This is a genomic window from Arthrobacter sp. 754 (assembly GCF_040548695.1).
Lineage (GTDB): Bacteria > Actinomycetota > Actinomycetes > Actinomycetales > Micrococcaceae > Arthrobacter.
On the sequence record NZ_JBEPSC010000004.1, the window covers coordinates 498,161 to 513,753 of the forward strand.

Consider the following 15,593-nt stretch of genomic DNA (forward strand, 5'->3'; position numbering starts at 1 on the left):
GACAGGAATAATCAGTAAACTTATCAAAAGTTGATCTCGGCGCAACTTCGGCCTAGTTTTGGAGCACCCCGGCATGGGCCAGCGGGACCAGCAGCGCACAGCGGGGAAGGAGAAGCCGTGTCCGATGTGGAGGACTTCACGGGTAAGACCGGGCGGAACGAAACCCGCGAGGAGCAACTTGACCGGAACTGGGCTGAACTGCTGCAGGAACTCAGGGTCCTGCAGACGGGCGTCCAGATTCTTGCCGGCTTCCTGCTGACCCTGCCTTTCCAGCAGCGTTTCGAATCCCTCGACGATTTTCAGGTTGCCCTCTACCTGGTCAACGTGGTGATAGCTTCCCTGACCACAGCCCTGATCCTGTTGCCGGTGAGCGTCCACCGCAGACTGTTCCGCCAGCGGCTCAAGGCGACCCTCGTTTCCAGCGCCGATTCCATCACCAAACTGGCTTTGGCCGGGATCGGAATGCTGAGCGTAGGGACGGCGTCGCTGGTCTTCGATGTCACAGTGGGCCGCGCTGCCGGCCTGGCAGCGGGAGGGGTTCTGCTGGCCGTCCTTGTCATTTTGCTCGTTTATGTCCCGGTACGGCTTAATAAGCGTGCCGCCGGCGACTAATGGGTCAGGGGAGCAAGCAAGAAATTCAAGCAGGCTACTGGGGACCTACCGAAGGTGTTTACATGCGTAAATTTGTAAAAGAGCACGGGCTGCTGCTGGTCAACGTCGGGCTGTTCCTGGCGTTTTTTGGTGGAATGATCCTCTCCGGCGCTGCGGCGTACAGCGAGGAGCAGTCCGCACACGGGCAGCCTGGTGTCTCTGTGCTGGAATATCTGTCGACCGGCAATTTCGTTGAAGCCACCTTTGAGAACTGGGAATCCGAATTCCTTCAGATGGCCATGTACGTGGTCCTGACCGTCTTCCTGTTCCAAAAGGGATCGTCCGAGTCCAAGCCGATGGGCAAGGAAGCGCCGCAGGATGAGGACCCCCGGACCGCTACGATCAAGGACACCACGCCCTGGCCGGTAAAACGGGGCGGCGCGGTGCTCAAGGTCTACGAACACTCATTGTCCCTGCTGCTGTTCCTGCTCTTTATCGCCTCGTTCAGCCTGCATGCCATGGGCGGCGCTGCGGCGTACAGCGAGGACCAGCAAAGCCATGGGGAGGCCGCTGTCAGCGTCTTTGAGTTCATGGGAACAAGCCAGTTCTGGTTCGAATCCTTCCAGAACTGGCAAAGCGAATTCCTCGCCGTCGCGGTCCTGGTGGGCGCGTCCGTCTACCTCCGGGAAAAGGGCTCCCCCGAGTCCAAACCGGTGGCCGAGCCGCATTACGAAACCGGCGCCTAAGCCGCCGCACCAGCCCACGCCACCGGCAGGAGGTGCCGCCGGCAGGAGGTGCCGCCGGCGTGGGCCGCAGGTGTGGGCCGCTACGCGCCTTCCAGCACCTGCGTGGTGGCCCAGGTGAGGTACTTTGCCGCGTTTGCGACGGCGTCTTCCGCGCTTCCCGCCACGTCGAGCAGTTGCGCCGCAGCCACCACGCCGTGTCCCGCCAGCTCCTCCGGGGTGACCAGGATCCGTCCCGCCACCACAATCACGGGGATGCCGAGGCCATGGGCAGCATCGGCCAGGGCAATGGGCGCCTTACCCGTCAGTGACTGGGAGTCCATGGAACCCTCACCGGTGATCACCAGGTCGGCGTTCTCCAGCTGTCCGGCGAGGCCGGTGAGTCCTGCCACCAAGGCAAACCCGCCTTCCAGTGTGGCGCTGGTAAAGGCAAGGAACGACGCCGGGAAGCCGCCTGCCGCTCCGGCCCCCGGAACGTTGACGTCCCGGCCCGTGACTTCGCGCAGGACCGACGCCCAGTTGCGGAGCCCGGCGTCGAGCAGTTCCGCCGCTTCCTCATCGGCGCCCTTCTGGGGGCCGAAGACATGCGCGGCGCCCGTAATGCCGTACAGCGGGTTCTGCACGTCCACGGCGATCCGGAAGGTCACTGTGGACAGCCGGGGATCCAGTCCCGAGGTATCGAGGGCCACGACGTCGGCGAGGGATCCGCCGCCGAGCGGGACCACGTTTCCGGCAGCGTCGAGGGGCTTAAGCCCCAGCGCACGCAGGGCGCCGCTGCCGCCGTCGGTCATGGCCGATCCGCCCACTCCCAGCACGATCTCGGTGGCTCCGGCCTCAATGGCAGCCGCGATCAGCTGCCCGCAACCGTAGCTGTGGGCACGCAAGGCGTTTGCCGGAGTGGGCTCCATCTCCGCGAGACCGGAGGCCTGCGCCGTTTCAATGACCGCGGTAGCCCCGCCGTCGGCGTTCGGACGGATCGCCCATGCGGCCCCCACGGGGGCAAGGATGGGACCCACGACGGCGTTGAGCCGCTCCTCGTACCCTGCGGACACGGCTGCCTCCAGGGTTCCTTCACCGCCGTCGGCTATGGGGAACTGGGTGGCGACGGCGTCCGGATAGACGCGCAGGGCGCCCTCGGCGATGGCGGCGGCGGCTTCTGCAGCTGTGAGCGAGCCCTTGAATTTGTCCGGGGCGATGAGGATACGCATGCGCTCCATCATGCCAGTCCCGCGCCGGAAAGCGCTTGCCGAATCCGCGATGCGGACAGGCCGGGAACCGCGGTGTATTCCGGCGGGCGCTGGGACCGCGGCTGGAGCCGTGCGGCGCTTGAGGCGTGCCGGTGCCCTACGCCGGCCGCCGGAGCCGGGCGGGCGCCGGGAGGGGGATGGCCCGCGGCTGCTCCGCGGCGCGACGGCGGAACAGGGGCGGAACGGCAAACGTCACCACAGCACGGGCTTCCTCGTCATCCTTCGACCGGATGGTCAGGCTCCTGGTTCCCTCCGGGACGGAAGGGGTGAAGACCTGCAGGTTGCGGGACCCTACCGTGGCGGAGTCCTTCAGGGAGTACTCCGTGCCGAAGTGGTCCTGCAGCGTGATGTTCGGCGGAGCGCCGCCGGTTGAGGCCAGGTGGATGTTAACCACCAGGCCAGTGGTCCAGATTTCGACGGACAGCACGGTGAATTCGGCCGACTGGGTGATATGCGTCCCGTAGGTGGGGGGCAGCAACATTCCGCGGAGGGAGCCGGAGGCTAGCAGTTCGAGCATGATCGTTCCTGTAACTCGTGCGCCGGCCCCTGAAGCGGCTCCCGGGGTCATCCGGTCGCCGGTCAGTGCCGGACGATTGGGCAGCGGCGGTTATCGCCTTCGCGGCCCTGTTCCCGAGCCGGAAGATGATGGCGTTTCGGCCGCCACTGCTTGTTCTGATGGATGATTTGAGCCGGGGGAGCCGAAGGTCCATGCGCCTCCCACAGGCCCGCGTGGCGGAGGCTGTTTCCCCGCCGCGGTTCCGAAGTCCTTTCCGCGATTGCCGTTTTGATAAGGGTACTTATAAGTACCCGTCCAAGCCGTCTTTGTGTCAAGGGCAGGGCAGGATCCCGGCACCAGTACTGCGGAATCTGTGCGGCAAAGGGCGGCAAAAGGCGGGAATTACTGCCTCGCGCGCAAAAGGGCAAAGTACCCCGGTACCAGGCTGTCGCCCGGGGCGTCCGTCATCGGGTTCGTCTCGATCGTGGCCAGCCCGTCCTCCAGCAGGGTCCAGCGGTCAGCCGGCAGCACCCGGGCGAGCTGCTCCGGTCCAAAGTGGCCGGGCATGGGGAGTTTCCGGATGGCAAGTTCCAGCGGCGCCGGGATGTTCCGCACTGATGCGCCGAGGTGTGAAACATACTCCACCGGGTTTCCCTGGAAGTTCGTCTCCGCCAGGAACACGGTGCCCCGCGTCCCCACCAGCTGCAGAACGTTATCCAGCAGCGCCGCCTGGTCGGGCCGATCGAGGACGTGGAGCACGCCGCGGATAAAGACGTTAACGTCCCCGGGCCCCGCGAGCCCGGTACCTGCCCCTGGCAGTGTCATGTCCTGCTCCAGGTAGCTGACGTTGTCCAGGCCCCCGGATTCTTCGCGGGCGCGGGCCACGGCGTGCGCAGAGACGTCCACACCGAGAACCTTCGGATAAAAAGCAGCCAGGGCGCGGCTGAAACCGCCATGACCGCAGCCCACATCCACCACGGGAAGGGCTGAATCAAAGTGCCGGTCGAGGGTGTCGCGGTAGCCCAGCACCTCGTGGTCAGTGCCGGAGTCCCACAGCACCTCGCCCTTGGGGCCCGTCCTGGCGATTCCTGCCCAGTAGCGGTCCCAGGCAACAGCCCTGTCCTTGGGGGCAGACCGGGAAAGCCGGATCAGCTTGGGGAGGATCAGGTATTTCCGCAGGGCGGAGCGCACTGAATCAACTGGGGAGGACACCGTTCAAATATAGGCCCGGAATCCCCACATGACGTTCCGCCCACGGCTAGCAGTCCAGCCGGCCCTGGTCAGTCCTTCGGTCCGTCTTTCGGTCAGGCGGCGGCCGCCCGCTCCTTCAGCAGCCAGGCCATGGCATCCTCCCGTGAGGTAAAGAAGCGGGTGGGGCACGGCAGTTTATTGATACCCAGAATGAAGTTCGCCAGCACTTTGTCAACGGGCGAAGCACCCAGCAGCGCAATGCGGGACGCCTGGCACGGGCGGCCAAATACCGCGCGCGCTCCCCTGCTGACCTGCGCCGTGCTCGCCATATCCACCAGCATCGGGTAGCGGGCCGCCCCGCACAGCTCATTTACGCCGCGCATGGCGGCCTCGGCATCGGCTTCCGAAATGGAGACACCGTGCGGCCACTTCAGCTGGACCACACTGTGCCCGTCCAGCGCCAGATTTGCCTTGGCACCATCTGCCGGCTGATTCGTCACGATTGCCCTCCACGCATATTCATAGGGAACTGCTGAGCGCCGTCCCCCTACAATGTACTCATTCAGGAGTACTGGGCGCTCAATCAGCAGCAAAGGGGACAGGTTGCCAGGGGACACGCCACACGTCGCAACGGTGCCATACCTGGCAGTCGTCGCCGATCCCGACGCCGGGCGCAGGCAATCGAGCGCGGAAGCGCTGGAAGCTGCGGGCTTCACGGTCAGCACTGCGGCGGATCAGGCAGGCCTGTCAGCCCTCCTGGACAACTCCGATCCCTCCGTCCTGGTCCTGGACAGTTCCCTCTCCGACATCGAAACCGCCGCCCCAGCCCTGGTCCTGGTGGACCTCGACAGCCCGGCGGAGGTAAAGGCGGTGGAGCACGCCGGAGTGCGCGACTGCATCGCGAAACCACCCGTGGCCAAGGAGCTCGTCCACCGGGCCACAGCCTTGATCAACCTGGTCTCGCGCCGGAACGAGTCCCGCGAGGAAGCCGAGACGTTGCGTGAAAGGCTGCGCCAGGTCTCGGCCGCTGTCCGCGGCACGAACGACCCCCGGCAGATCGCCGACCTCGTGGTGAGGGGTTTCGGTGAAACGTTCGGTGCCGACCGTGTCTGGCTGACAACGTTCGACGACGAAAGGGTGCCCCCCATTACGGCCCAGTGGCACCGGCCACGGCTGGCACCCCTGCCGGACGATCTTTTCAGCGACGAGGAGTCCGCGCGAAAGACGGCGGATGCCCTCTGGACGCGTGCTGAGACGGTGACAGTGGAGGATGCCCACCCGTCCGCCGCAGAGGGCGACATCAGGTTGCCGGCCGAACTCGCTGCCCTGGGGGCCGCGGCATCCGTAGCCGTCCCGATGGGAGAAGGCAGCTCGTCGCTCGGGCTTATCTGGATGGCACTCATGGACTCGCCCAGGGATTGGTCCCGGGCTGAGCTTGGGCTGATCCAGCACGTGGCCGGTAACGCCGCACACGGGCTGATCCAAAGCCACCTGATCACCAACCAGCAGCAGGTCGTCAAACAGCTCCAGCAGCTGGACAAGGCCAAGACTGACTTCCTGGCCACCGTCAACCACGAACTCCGCACTCCGCTGACCTCGATCATGGCCTACCTGGACATGATCCAGGAGAACACGTCCGATCCCGTCTCCCACGAGGTCCACCAGATGCTGGACATTGTGGTCAGGAACACCGAACGGCTGAGGTTGCTCGTTGAAGACATGCTCAGCGTCTCCCGGAACGGGCATGAAGAGAGCCCCCTGCACCTGACGCCGGTCCGGCTGGCGCGGACGCTGGAGATCGTCACAGCCGCGCTCAGGCCGTTGGCGAAGCTGCAGAACGTCACCATAGCGGTTGCACCTGCCCGGGAAGATCCGGAAATCCTGGCTGACGAGGTGCAGTTGCAGCAGGTCTTCACCAACCTGGTCTCCAACGCCATCAAGTTCACGCCGGGAGGCGGGCGGATCGACGTCGGCATGCGGCTCCATGCGGACCCCGACGGCGCCCGCCTGGCGACTGTCAGCGTGGCGGACACCGGGATGGGCATTTCCGGTGACGAGTTAGCCCACATCTTCACCCGCTTTTACCGCGCCTCGAACGCGATGTCCGGCGCAGTCCCGGGGACAGGGCTTGGACTGGCCATTACCCAGGACATCGTCAGGCGCCATGGCGGAAGGATTGATGTGGCCTCGGAGCTCGGGGCGGGAACGACCGTCAGCGTGAGCCTCCCCTTCGACGCGCACGCGATGCAGGTTCCCTGATCACAGGTCTGTGACCCAGGCAGGATTCCACGTAACCGGAAAGGAGGGCCCCGATGTTCAACGACGACGACCCGCGGCTGTCCCAGCTGCTCGACGGCATTGTCCGGCTTGCCTCCGGTGACCTCCAGTCGCGGATAGAAGTATCGCCGGCGCGCGACGAACTCGATGCAATCATCATGGGCACCAACCTGCTGGCCGAAGACCTGCAGATCATCTACGAGGAACTTGAGCAGCGGGTGGAGGTCCGCACGCAGCTGCTCCATGAGGCCCACCGTGAAATGCAGAAGATGGCCATGCAGGACCCCCTCACCGGTCTTGCCAACCGGTCCGCGCTCCTCGCGGCGCTGAAGTCCTCCAGCGAGGGCCACGACGAAACCCCCACCCAGCCCGTCGTCCTGCTCCTGGACCTTGATGCCTTCAAATCCATCAACGACACCCTCGGCCATGCTGCCGGCGACGAGGTGCTGATCACCGTCGCCCAGCGGATCCGCAGCGCCGTCCGCGCCACCGACGTGGTGGGCAGGCTGGGCGGCGACGAGTTTGCGATCGTGATGCCGGGCACTGGCGTCGACCAGGCCGCCGTCGTTGCCCAGCGGATCCTGGCCGCCCTGAAGGAGCCGATCGAGCTGCCGGACCGGACCATCCGCTGCGGGGCGAGCATCGGGCTCAGCCTCGGGGAACCTGGGCGGACGCCGGAGGACCTGCTGATGGAGGCCGACATCGCGATGTACGCCTCCAAAGCCGAGGGCCAGAACCGCCTGCACGTCTTTGAACCCGGGCTCCTGCTGGTCCGGCGGCTCCGGAGCCAGCTGTTGGACGATCTCCGGGCGGCCATCAAGGGCGAGGGCCTGATCCTTCACTACCAGCCCGTGGTGGAGCTGGGCACCGGACGGATCGAAGGCGTGGAAGCCCTGGTCCGCTGGAACCATCCCTCCCGCGGGCTGATCATGCCCGACGAGTTCATCCCGCTCGCTGAAGACGCCGGGCTCATATCCGAGCTTGGCCTGTGGGTGCTCACTACCGCTGTGCGCCAGCTCCGCAGCTGGATCGACGCTGACGTGGTGGACAGCAGGTTTTCGGTCCGCATCAACATCTCCGCAACAGACCTGCAGAGCCTGCAGTTCATCGAGGACGTCCGCGGGGTCCTGAAGGAAACCGGAGTGCGGCCGGAACAGGTTGTCCTGGAGCTGACGGAGGTGGCCATCGTCAGGGGCAACGAACTGGACCGCTACTCATTGGGCGGGCTGCGGGGGCTCGGCGTCGGGATCGAGATCGATGACTTCGGCACCGGATACTCCTCCATCAGCTACCTCCGCCGGCTGCCCGTCGACAGGGTCAAGGTGGACCGGTCCCTGATCGTGGGCCTGGGAACCGACCCCAGCCAGCCGCCCCTGGTGGCGGCCGTCCTGCAGCTGGTGCGCGCCTGCGGCCTCGAAGCGGTGTGGGAGGGTGTGGAGACAGCCGAACAGGCAGAGCATCTGAGAAGCCTGGGGTGCCTGAGCGCGCAGGGATATTTCTTCAGCAAACCCGTACCGCCCGGGAAAATTCCGGAGCTGCTGGCCAGAACGTCCGCGGAAAGCAATACCGGTTCATGATGTAGGGCTGCGTTTTGGTTCACGCCGATATACGATCAAGTTGGAATACCCGATTCTTCGAGGCCAGAAGATCGGCCGACATCAGAACCAGCGATTCCGAAAGCGTCAAACACTTGAAAACAAAATGGCAAACGAGCCATTACTTCGTCAACTGGGGGCGTCGATAATGACTGTTCGGGTGCAAGCATGGGGAATTATTGCTGCGGTATTGGCGGATTCAGATCCCGCCGGGGCAGCCACACGCCAGCGTCTTAGCGACAGCCTTGGCGAGAATCCCGGCGTCCCGGAACGGGCGCTGCTGGAATATCTTCTGGAACGCCGGCAACAGGACAGCGAAAACGGGGCCACCCCCGACGCCGCCCGCGCACCCCAGCCACTGAACTCGATGCCGCCTTTGCTGGCCGAGCGGCTGGATTCACTGCGGAGCCTGTCCCGGATCAGCGCCCTGCTGGAAAACCAGATGCTGATGACCGCTTTCCAGCCGATTTACGGCCTCGCGTCAAGGAGCGTCGTGGGCGTTGAAGCTTTGTCGCGCTTTGTCAGCGATGACGGCGCCGGGGCCGAACTCTGGTTTGCCGAAGCTGCGGCGGTTGGCATGGGCGCCAACCTGGAATTCTCGGCACTTGGATCCGCTGCGGCCGCGGCTGCCACCCTCCCCCCGAACCTTTATGTTGCCCTCAACATCTCGCCGAAATCATGCCTCGATCCGCGGCTGCCTGAATTGTTTGATCACATCAGCTTGCCCATAAGCCGCATCGTGCTCGAATTGACCGATGGAATTCCGGACGAAGAATACTCGCATTTCGTTGCCGCAATTACGCCGCTGCGGGAACGCGGTTTGCGTATAGCCATCGACGATTCCCACCCCCATGCCGGCGCCTTGAGCCGCATGCTGCATTTACGGCCGGACTTCATCAAGCTGGGCAGGAACATGATCAGCGGAGTGGACCAGGACGATTCCCAGCGCGTGCTGGCGGCGTGCATGGTGGACTTCGCTGAGCAAATTGGCAGCGTCCTGGTGGCGGAAGGCGTGGAAACGGCGGAGGAACTCCGGGTCCTCACCGAGCTCGGCTTCAGCGCCGGCCAAGGCTATCTGCTCGGACGGCCCTCCGTCCGGCCGAAGGACTGGGCCGCGTGGAACACCCCACTCGATCCGGACGGGTTGCGTCACGTCTCGGCCGAGTCCAGCCGCGCGAGCCACGGTCCCGGCGGCCCCGACCGGCAGTGAAGCGGCTGCTCACTGCAGCCGCACCAGTAGTTCGGGACCCGCCCCAACCCAAGCCAGCCTGATTCCGGCTACTCGGCGTGCCCCTGATCACCGCTCATCTGGTCCTCTGCCGGCGGGGTTTCGCCCGGCGGGACGCCGCCGCCCGGCTCCAGGCCGGTGATGTTTCCTTCTGCGGGGTCAGGGTTCGCCGAGGCTGCAGAGTCTTTGCCGGGCTGCCCGTGCCCTGCCTGGCCGCGCTCTTGCTGGTGACGCCCCGGCTGATCGGGGTTCGCGGGATCGTTCTCCGGATGGTAACTGCTCATGGTGCGGTTTCCTCTCCATAATCGGCTGGGTTTCTCCACAGCTCTGGACTAATTGTAAGCATGCTGATAATTCTGGAACGGTAGCAGACCGGCGGACCGGCAGGCAGTCGGCCGGCCCTCATCGTCACGAAGGAGCAGTCAGATGGGCATTGGAGACAGCATCGGCAAGGCCGCGGAAAACGCCATGGAGGATCTGGCGGGCACGTCATCGCCCACTGAAGGCACCCAAATCCCGGAGCCGACCGATCCGAACAGCGACGTTGAAGTGCACTCCTCCATCAGCGAGGGGTCCAACGCCATGGAAGCCGAAAAAGAGAAGGCCCCCGGCCTGAAGCCCGGCCCCGCCACCGGACCGGTGTCTGCGAATCCCACCGGGCCTGAAGGCAGTGACGAATCGGCGGCAACGGAATCGTCCGCAGCGGATTCGTCGGCAGGGTCAGCGTCGGCGGACGTTCCACGTGACGTTCCTGGTCCCGGCGGCTTGCCGAACGGCGATCCGGATACCTTGCGGGCCGATCCCGGCGAGGGTGACGAAGATCCGTCCACCAATCTTGGACGCAGCTGAAACCGGCCAGTCTCCGGCTCAGCCCTGGGGCCGCCGGTCCCGTTCCTGCAGTACCTGTGTCAGCAGGTCCGCGCGGTCGGTCACGATCCCATCCACGCCGAGGTCCAGCAGCCGGTGCATCTCGGCGGGTTCGTTGATGGTCCACACATGGACCACCAGCCCGAGGGTGTGGGCGCGGCGAACCGAGGCCTGCGTCACCACCCGGACGGCACCGTAACGAACGGGAACCTGCAGCGCCTGGACGTCGCGCAACGCACCGCGCAGCACAGCGCGCAGCAAAGAAGCCGGGAGCACCGGTCCCAAAAGGACGAACAGCGAGATGGTCATCCGGCCTGCCGACGACGCCACCGGCCGGCTGAGCAGCTTCAGCACCGCCCGGCGTCGGCGGTCCGAGAAGCTGGCCACCAGGACGCGGTCATGGGCGGCGTGCCGCTCAATCCCCGCAGCCAGGCTCTGCACGGAGTTCCAGTCCTTAACGTCCAGGTTCAGCCGGGCATCGGGAAACGCCGTGAGCAGTTCATCGAACAGCGGCACCGGCTCACGACCGCCGATCCGGGCCGCGGCAACTTCGGCGGCGGTCAGTTCGGAGATCCGGCCGCGCCCGTCGGTGACCCGGTCCAGGGTGTCATCGTGAAACAGCACCAGCACGCCGTCGGAGGTGGTGTGGACATCCGTTTCGAGGTGCCGGTAGCCGAGTTCGACGGCGGCGCGGAACGCGGCCATCGAGTTTTCCAGCCCCTCCCGGGAAAACCCGCGGTGGGCCATGGCGATGGGCCCGGCTGGATGCGCATCGTCCGGGGAACGGTCGAAAAAGGGCAAGGTCACGTTGTGAGCGTACCCCGGGGCCTGGGGCTAGGCGTCCTGCGGCTCTATCTCCACGCCGTCGCTGCAGTGCAGCAGGGTGCGGCCCTTGCCGCCGTCGAGATCCACCCACACGGCGGTGTGGTCCCAGGTGATTGCATCCACGAGGCCGCCGGTTTCGAAACCAGGGGTGAGGCGGACCCGCACGCGGTCGCCCTCTTTGAGTGCTTTCCAGTGCTCTGCCGGCTCTGCCGGGCGCAGCGGCGCCTCGGCGGCGCGGTTGCTGTTCCTTGCCATGACTTCCCCTCAAGCTGTGGATGTGTATCCAGGGACCACGCTAGGGGGCAAAGATGAACGGCAGGTGAGCGCAGGCTGTGAATGTTCCGCGCCAGGCGCGGGAAAGCCGAAGCCGCCGGTCAGGCCAGCTCCACACCCAGCGCCGCGAGCCTGGCCTCGAGGACCTGGGCCACGCCGTCGTCGTCGAAGTGCGGTGCCTGCTGCCCGGCTGCGCGGATGGCTTCGGGGTGGCCGCTGGCCATGGCATACCCGTGACCGGCCCAGCGGAGCATCTCGATGTCATTGGGCATGTCCCCGAACGCCACGACGTCGGCCGCGTCGATCCCCAGGGAGCCCGCGTACTCGGCCAGGGTGACGGCCTTGTTGACGCCGGGAAAGGACAGTTCCAGCATGGCCACGCTGGGCGCGGAGTGGGTGGCGAACGCGAGATGTGCGACGGCGGGGCGGACCGCTGCGAGGAAGTCGTCCGGGGTGCCCTCCCTGACGATGGCCAGGAACTTCACGACGGCGTCGTCCTTGGTGAGGGTTTCGGCCAGCGCGGCCGGGGTGAACTCTGCCAGCAGCTCGCCGGAGCCGTTCTCAATGAAACCAGGCTCCAGGTGGAACCCGGTCAGCGTTTCCGCTGCGAAGAGTGCGGCAGGGTGGACGTCCTTGATGATCCGCCGGATTTCCAGGACCGCATCAATGCTCAGCGTCCGCGCCGAGACAAGTCTGTCTTGCTCAAGGTCCCACACCACGGCGCCGTTGGAACAGATCACCGTGCCGGTGTGGCCGAGCTGCTCTTCGAGCGGGTGGAGCCACCGCGGCGGCCGCCCGGTGACAAAAACCAGCTCGACGCCGGCCTCACGGCAGGCATGGAAGGCGCGGACGGTGCGGTCGCTGATCTTTCCGTCGTGCCCAAGAATCGTTCCGTCAATATCACTTGCTACGAGCCGCATCCTGCCAGTCTACGTGGCCCGGCAGGCTTCCCGGGCCGCCTGCGGGCCCTCCGGGGGTGCTCCGCGGGCCTGCCGCGGGCAGGACCGCCCGAGTCGTCCCGCGACGATTCTTGACGCTGCGCTACGTCATGTTGAGCCTTCGCTACGCCCCGTTAACGCCCGCGTCAGGAACCGTTGTGGCACCGCGGGGTGCTCCGTAATCTCATCACCAGCATCTCCGCCAGCAAAGGAAATTCCATGACAACTCCCCAGGGCAACAGTCCGCAGAACCACCAGGCATCCACCCGCATCGTGGCCGGGCAACCGACCGCCCCCAAACGTCCCCTCGGCCTGAAGATCGGCATTGCCGCCGGCCTCCTGGCCCTGGTGGGCGGCGGCGTTGCCGTGGCTTCCGCCGTCTCTGCCAGCAACGCCGGCACCTCCCCCGCGTCAGTCGCCGCTCCGGCCGGCAACCCCGCGGCGGAGCTCAAGCTCGGCTACTTCGGCAACGTCACCCACGCCCCGGCTCTGGTGGGGGTCAGCCAGGGCTACATCGCCGGGGAACTGGGCGGCACCAAGCTCAGCACCCAGGTGTTCAACGCCGGACCCGCCGCGATCGAGGCGCTGAACGCCGGCGCCATCGACGCCACGTACATCGGGCCGAACCCGGCGATCAACTCCTTCGTGAAGAGCGCAGGCGAGTCGGTGCACATCATCGCCGGCGCCGCAGCAGGCGGCGCGCAGCTGGTGGTGAAGCCGGAGATCACCTCGGCCGCCGACCTGAAGGGAAAGACGCTCGCTTCCCCGCAGCTTGGCGGCACCCAGGACGTGGCGCTCCGTGCCTGGCTGTCGGCGCAGGGCTACAAGACCAATGTGGACGGCAGCGGCGACGTCGCCATCAACCCCACCGAGAACGCGCAGACGCTGAAGCTGTTCCAGGACGGAAAGCTCGACGGCGCTTGGTTGCCTGAACCCTGGGCCTCCCGGCTGGTGCTGACCGCCGGCGCCAAGGTGCTGGTGGACGAAAAGGACCTCTGGGACGGTTCCCTCTCCGGTAAGGCAGGCGAGTTCCCCACCACCATCCTGATCGTGAACCAGAAGTTCGCGGACGAACACCCGGACACCATCAAGGCGCTGCTCCAGGGCCACGTGAAATCCGTGGAGTGGCTGAACACTGCAACGTCAGCCGAAAAGGCGACCGTCATCAATGCTGCGCTCAAGGAAGCAGCGGGCGCGGAACTTAAGGCCGACGTCATCGAGCGGTCGTTGAAGAACATCGTCTTCACCGTGGATCCGCTCGCCGGAACCTACCCCAAGCTGCTCAAGGACGGCGTGGAGGCCGGCACCACCAAGCAGGCGGACATCAACGGCATCTTCGATCTCACCGCCCTCAACGAGGTGACCGGGGACAAGACCCCGGCTGCGGGGCTGGGCAAGGAGTAGCGCCCGGCCCGCTTCGGCGCCACGACCCGGCTCCGCCGAAACGGCCAGCCCTCCCGGGTCCCGCCAAAACACCCCGCTGGAGAGACAATGGCTTATGAGCACAGAAGAACCACTGACGCCCGGCGCGGTACCCCCGACGCCGGATAGCAAGCCCACGGTCCAGCGCACGGAACCTGCGCCTCCCCCGGCGGGCGCGGCCGCACCCAACCGCGTTACCCGGGCTGCCGTCATCTGGAGTGCGGTGGCTGTCAGCCTCGTAGTGCTGGTGCTGCTGATCATCTTCTTCATCCAGAACCAGGACATGGTGGCGGTGAAATTCCTCGGCTTTGAGGGCCGGCTTGCCCAGGGTGTGGCCTTCTTCATTGCAGCGGTGGGAGGCGGCATCCTGGTGGCAATCGCCGGCGGCGCCCGCATCCTTCAGCTGCGGCACAGTGAAAAACGGCGCCGTAGAGTCACAGGCCAGTAGTCCCCGAGCTACTCCGCGGCCTCCGGGTACACCTCCGGGATTGCGTTCATTTCCGCGCGGGTTGGCGGGTTGGCGCCGGGCCGGGAGACGGTGACAGCGGCCGCGCGGGAGGCGTGGGCCAGGAGTTCCGCCAGGCTCTCGGCCGGAAGCTCCCTCAATTCCTGCCGGTTCTGGGCGCCGTCCAGGCCCCGGTCCACGATCCCGGAGAGCAGCGCGGCCATGAACGAGTCCCCGGCTCCCACGGTATCCGCGACCTCCACTTTCGGTGCGGGGTACTCCGCCTCACCAGCTGCTGTGACGCCCCACGGGCCGGCCGCACCGCGCGTGACAACCACCATGGCAGGCCCTTCCGAGCCGCCCAGTGCCAGCCAGCGGCGCGCCGAGTCCAGCACGTCCGAACGCGGGTAGAGCCACGCCAGATCCTCGTCCGAGGCCTTGACCACGTCTGACAGGGTGACAAACTTCTCTGCCTGCCGCCGCGCGTAGCCCACGTCGGTGACGATGCTGGGCCGGCAGTTCGGGTCGAAACTGATGGTGGCGGCAGGGTGGGCGTGCTCGACGGCGGCCAGAACGTCCGCGGCGCCGGGCGCCAGCATCGTGGCGATGGAGCCCGTGTGCAGCAGGGTGGTTCCCTGCAGCATGAACGCCAGGCGGTCCGCCAGGCCGGGAAGCTCCCAGGCGAGGTCGAACGTGTAGGTGGCGGCGCCGTCGTCGTCAATCAGGGCGGTGGCCACGCTGGTGGGCAGGTCATCGGGGCCCAGCGGCAGCATGACTGAACTCGTTCGAAGGTGCGCCGCCACCGAATCGCCGTAGGCGTCGCGCCCGTAGCGGCCGATGAACTGCACGGGATGGTCGAGCCTGGCCAGGCCCACCGCGACGTTGAGGGGGCTGCCGCCCACGTGGGCTTCGATTCCGGAGGCGCGCTGGACAACGTCAACAAGGCCCTCGCCAATAACAGTGAGCATGGTCATACTCTGCCAGAGAAGCGGCCGCCCGGCATGTCAAAGCCCGCTTCACCCACGAAGGAGATATGACATCCCATGTCCTGCGGCCGATGACGGCTGCCGTGGCCGGCGTCGAACATGTGCTCGCAACGCGGGGCAGCGGCGGCTACCGCCAATACAGGATCCCGGCCCTGGCCGTCTCGCGCGAAGGCACGTTGCTGGCCGCCTACGATGGCCACCCCAACCTCGACGACCTGCCGAACCCGATCGACCTCCTGCTCCGCCGCACCAAGGACAGCGGCCGGACCTGGGGCGCCCAGCGGGTGGTGCGGACCGCCACTTCACCCCGGCTTATACCGTCACCGCCGCGGATGTGGCACGCGGGTTCGCCCAAGTGACCTACGGGGTAACCGGCGAGTGTGAAAGCGGTGCCGTGCGCCGCCGTCGGACGTTCAGGTTTGACACCCGCACGGGTGACATCCGCGAGTCGAACTGACGAAGCGTTCGG

18 protein-coding genes are annotated in these 15,593 nt (G+C 66.2%); 9 read left to right on the plus strand and 9 right to left on the minus strand.

Annotated elements, in window-relative coordinates:
• The first annotated feature begins 117 nt into the window (after window positions 1-117).
• Complete coding sequence (locus ABIA70_RS14495; protein WP_354148247.1) at window positions 118-612, plus strand: DUF6328 family protein; 495 nt, start codon at window positions 118-120, stop codon at window positions 610-612.
• Between the two features lie 62 nt (window positions 613-674).
• The gene (locus ABIA70_RS14500) at window positions 675-1,337 is read left to right on the plus strand and encodes a DUF6766 family protein (protein ID WP_354148248.1); all 663 of its coding nucleotides are present in this window, start codon (window positions 675-677) and stop codon (window positions 1,335-1,337) included.
• Between the two features lie 80 nt (window positions 1,338-1,417).
• Here ABIA70_RS14500 and ABIA70_RS14505 read toward each other — a convergent pair whose 3' ends face one another.
• From ABIA70_RS14505 to ABIA70_RS14520, 4 genes are all read right to left on the minus strand, one after another.
• The gene (locus ABIA70_RS14505) at window positions 1,418-2,542 is read right to left on the minus strand and encodes a glycerate kinase (protein WP_354148249.1); all 1,125 of its coding nucleotides are present in this window, start codon (window positions 2,540-2,542) and stop codon (window positions 1,418-1,420) included.
• A gap of 136 nt (window positions 2,543-2,678) precedes the next feature.
• On the minus strand, window positions 2,679-3,098 hold the full coding sequence (locus ABIA70_RS14510; RefSeq protein WP_354148250.1) for a hypothetical protein: 420 nt from the start codon (window positions 3,096-3,098) through the stop codon (window positions 2,679-2,681).
• A gap of 381 nt (window positions 3,099-3,479) precedes the next feature.
• The gene (locus ABIA70_RS14515) at window positions 3,480-4,289 is read right to left on the minus strand and encodes a class I SAM-dependent methyltransferase (RefSeq protein WP_354148251.1); all 810 of its coding nucleotides are present in this window, start codon (window positions 4,287-4,289) and stop codon (window positions 3,480-3,482) included.
• A 92-nt stretch (window positions 4,290-4,381) separates the two neighbouring features.
• Window positions 4,382-4,768: a DUF7793 family protein gene (locus ABIA70_RS14520; RefSeq protein WP_354148252.1), complete on the minus strand. Its 387-nt coding sequence runs from the start codon at window positions 4,766-4,768 to the stop codon at window positions 4,382-4,384.
• A 52-nt stretch (window positions 4,769-4,820) separates the two neighbouring features.
• On the opposite strand from ABIA70_RS14520, the gene ABIA70_RS14525 reads away from it, so the two are divergent.
• Genes ABIA70_RS14525 through ABIA70_RS14535 form a run of 3 tightly spaced genes read left to right on the plus strand, consistent with a single transcriptional unit; the run spans window position 4,821 to window position 9,350 of the window.
• Window positions 4,821-6,527 (plus strand): ATP-binding protein, encoded by a 1,707-nt coding sequence (locus ABIA70_RS14525; RefSeq protein WP_502917207.1) that lies wholly within the window; start codon window positions 4,821-4,823, stop codon window positions 6,525-6,527.
• A gap of 53 nt (window positions 6,528-6,580) precedes the next feature.
• The gene (locus ABIA70_RS14530) at window positions 6,581-8,122 is read left to right on the plus strand and encodes a putative bifunctional diguanylate cyclase/phosphodiesterase (protein WP_354148254.1); all 1,542 of its coding nucleotides are present in this window, start codon (window positions 6,581-6,583) and stop codon (window positions 8,120-8,122) included.
• A gap of 40 nt (window positions 8,123-8,162) precedes the next feature.
• Complete coding sequence (locus tag ABIA70_RS14535) at window positions 8,163-9,350, plus strand: EAL domain-containing protein (protein WP_354148255.1); 1,188 nt, start codon at window positions 8,163-8,165, stop codon at window positions 9,348-9,350.
• Window positions 9,351-9,418: 68 nt separating this feature from the next.
• Here ABIA70_RS14535 and ABIA70_RS14540 read toward each other — a convergent pair whose 3' ends face one another.
• Window positions 9,419-9,652, minus strand: coding sequence for a DUF6480 family protein (locus tag ABIA70_RS14540; protein WP_354148256.1), 234 nt, complete (start codon window positions 9,650-9,652; stop codon window positions 9,419-9,421).
• A 142-nt stretch (window positions 9,653-9,794) separates the two neighbouring features.
• On the opposite strand from ABIA70_RS14540, the gene ABIA70_RS14545 reads away from it, so the two are divergent.
• Entirely contained in the window at window positions 9,795-10,217 is a 423-nt protein-coding gene (locus ABIA70_RS14545; protein ID WP_354148257.1) for a hypothetical protein, read from the plus strand.
• Window positions 10,218-10,235: 18 nt separating this feature from the next.
• On the opposite strand, the gene ABIA70_RS14550 is transcribed toward ABIA70_RS14545, so the two are convergent.
• The 3 genes from ABIA70_RS14550 to ABIA70_RS14560 form a co-directional block, all read right to left on the minus strand.
• Window positions 10,236-11,042: a glycerophosphodiester phosphodiesterase family protein gene (locus ABIA70_RS14550; protein ID WP_502917208.1), complete on the minus strand. Its 807-nt coding sequence runs from the start codon at window positions 11,040-11,042 to the stop codon at window positions 10,236-10,238.
• Between the two features lie 27 nt (window positions 11,043-11,069).
• The gene (locus ABIA70_RS14555) at window positions 11,070-11,315 is read right to left on the minus strand and encodes a hypothetical protein (protein ID WP_354148258.1); all 246 of its coding nucleotides are present in this window, start codon (window positions 11,313-11,315) and stop codon (window positions 11,070-11,072) included.
• Window positions 11,316-11,434: 119 nt separating this feature from the next.
• A complete protein-coding gene (locus ABIA70_RS14560) occupies window positions 11,435-12,253 on the minus strand; it encodes an HAD family hydrolase (protein WP_354148259.1) in 819 nt (272 codons plus the stop codon).
• 237 nt (window positions 12,254-12,490) lie between these two features.
• Between ABIA70_RS14560 and ABIA70_RS14565 the strand changes: the two genes are divergently transcribed.
• Together ABIA70_RS14565 and ABIA70_RS14570 are read left to right on the plus strand one after the other, a co-directional pair.
• Complete coding sequence (locus ABIA70_RS14565) at window positions 12,491-13,675, plus strand: ABC transporter substrate-binding protein (protein WP_354148260.1); 1,185 nt, start codon at window positions 12,491-12,493, stop codon at window positions 13,673-13,675.
• Window positions 13,676-13,769: 94 nt separating this feature from the next.
• Complete coding sequence (locus ABIA70_RS14570; RefSeq protein WP_354148261.1) at window positions 13,770-14,141, plus strand: LapA family protein; 372 nt, start codon at window positions 13,770-13,772, stop codon at window positions 14,139-14,141.
• A gap of 8 nt (window positions 14,142-14,149) precedes the next feature.
• On the opposite strand, the gene ABIA70_RS14575 is transcribed toward ABIA70_RS14570, so the two are convergent.
• Window positions 14,150-15,106: a carbohydrate kinase family protein gene (locus ABIA70_RS14575; protein WP_354148262.1), complete on the minus strand. Its 957-nt coding sequence runs from the start codon at window positions 15,104-15,106 to the stop codon at window positions 14,150-14,152.
• Between the two features lie 65 nt (window positions 15,107-15,171).
• Here ABIA70_RS14575 and ABIA70_RS14580 point away from each other — a divergent pair, with 65 nt between their 5' ends.
• Complete coding sequence (locus tag ABIA70_RS14580) at window positions 15,172-15,483, plus strand: sialidase family protein (RefSeq protein WP_354148263.1); 312 nt, start codon at window positions 15,172-15,174, stop codon at window positions 15,481-15,483.
• Window positions 15,484-15,593 lie beyond the last annotated feature (110 nt).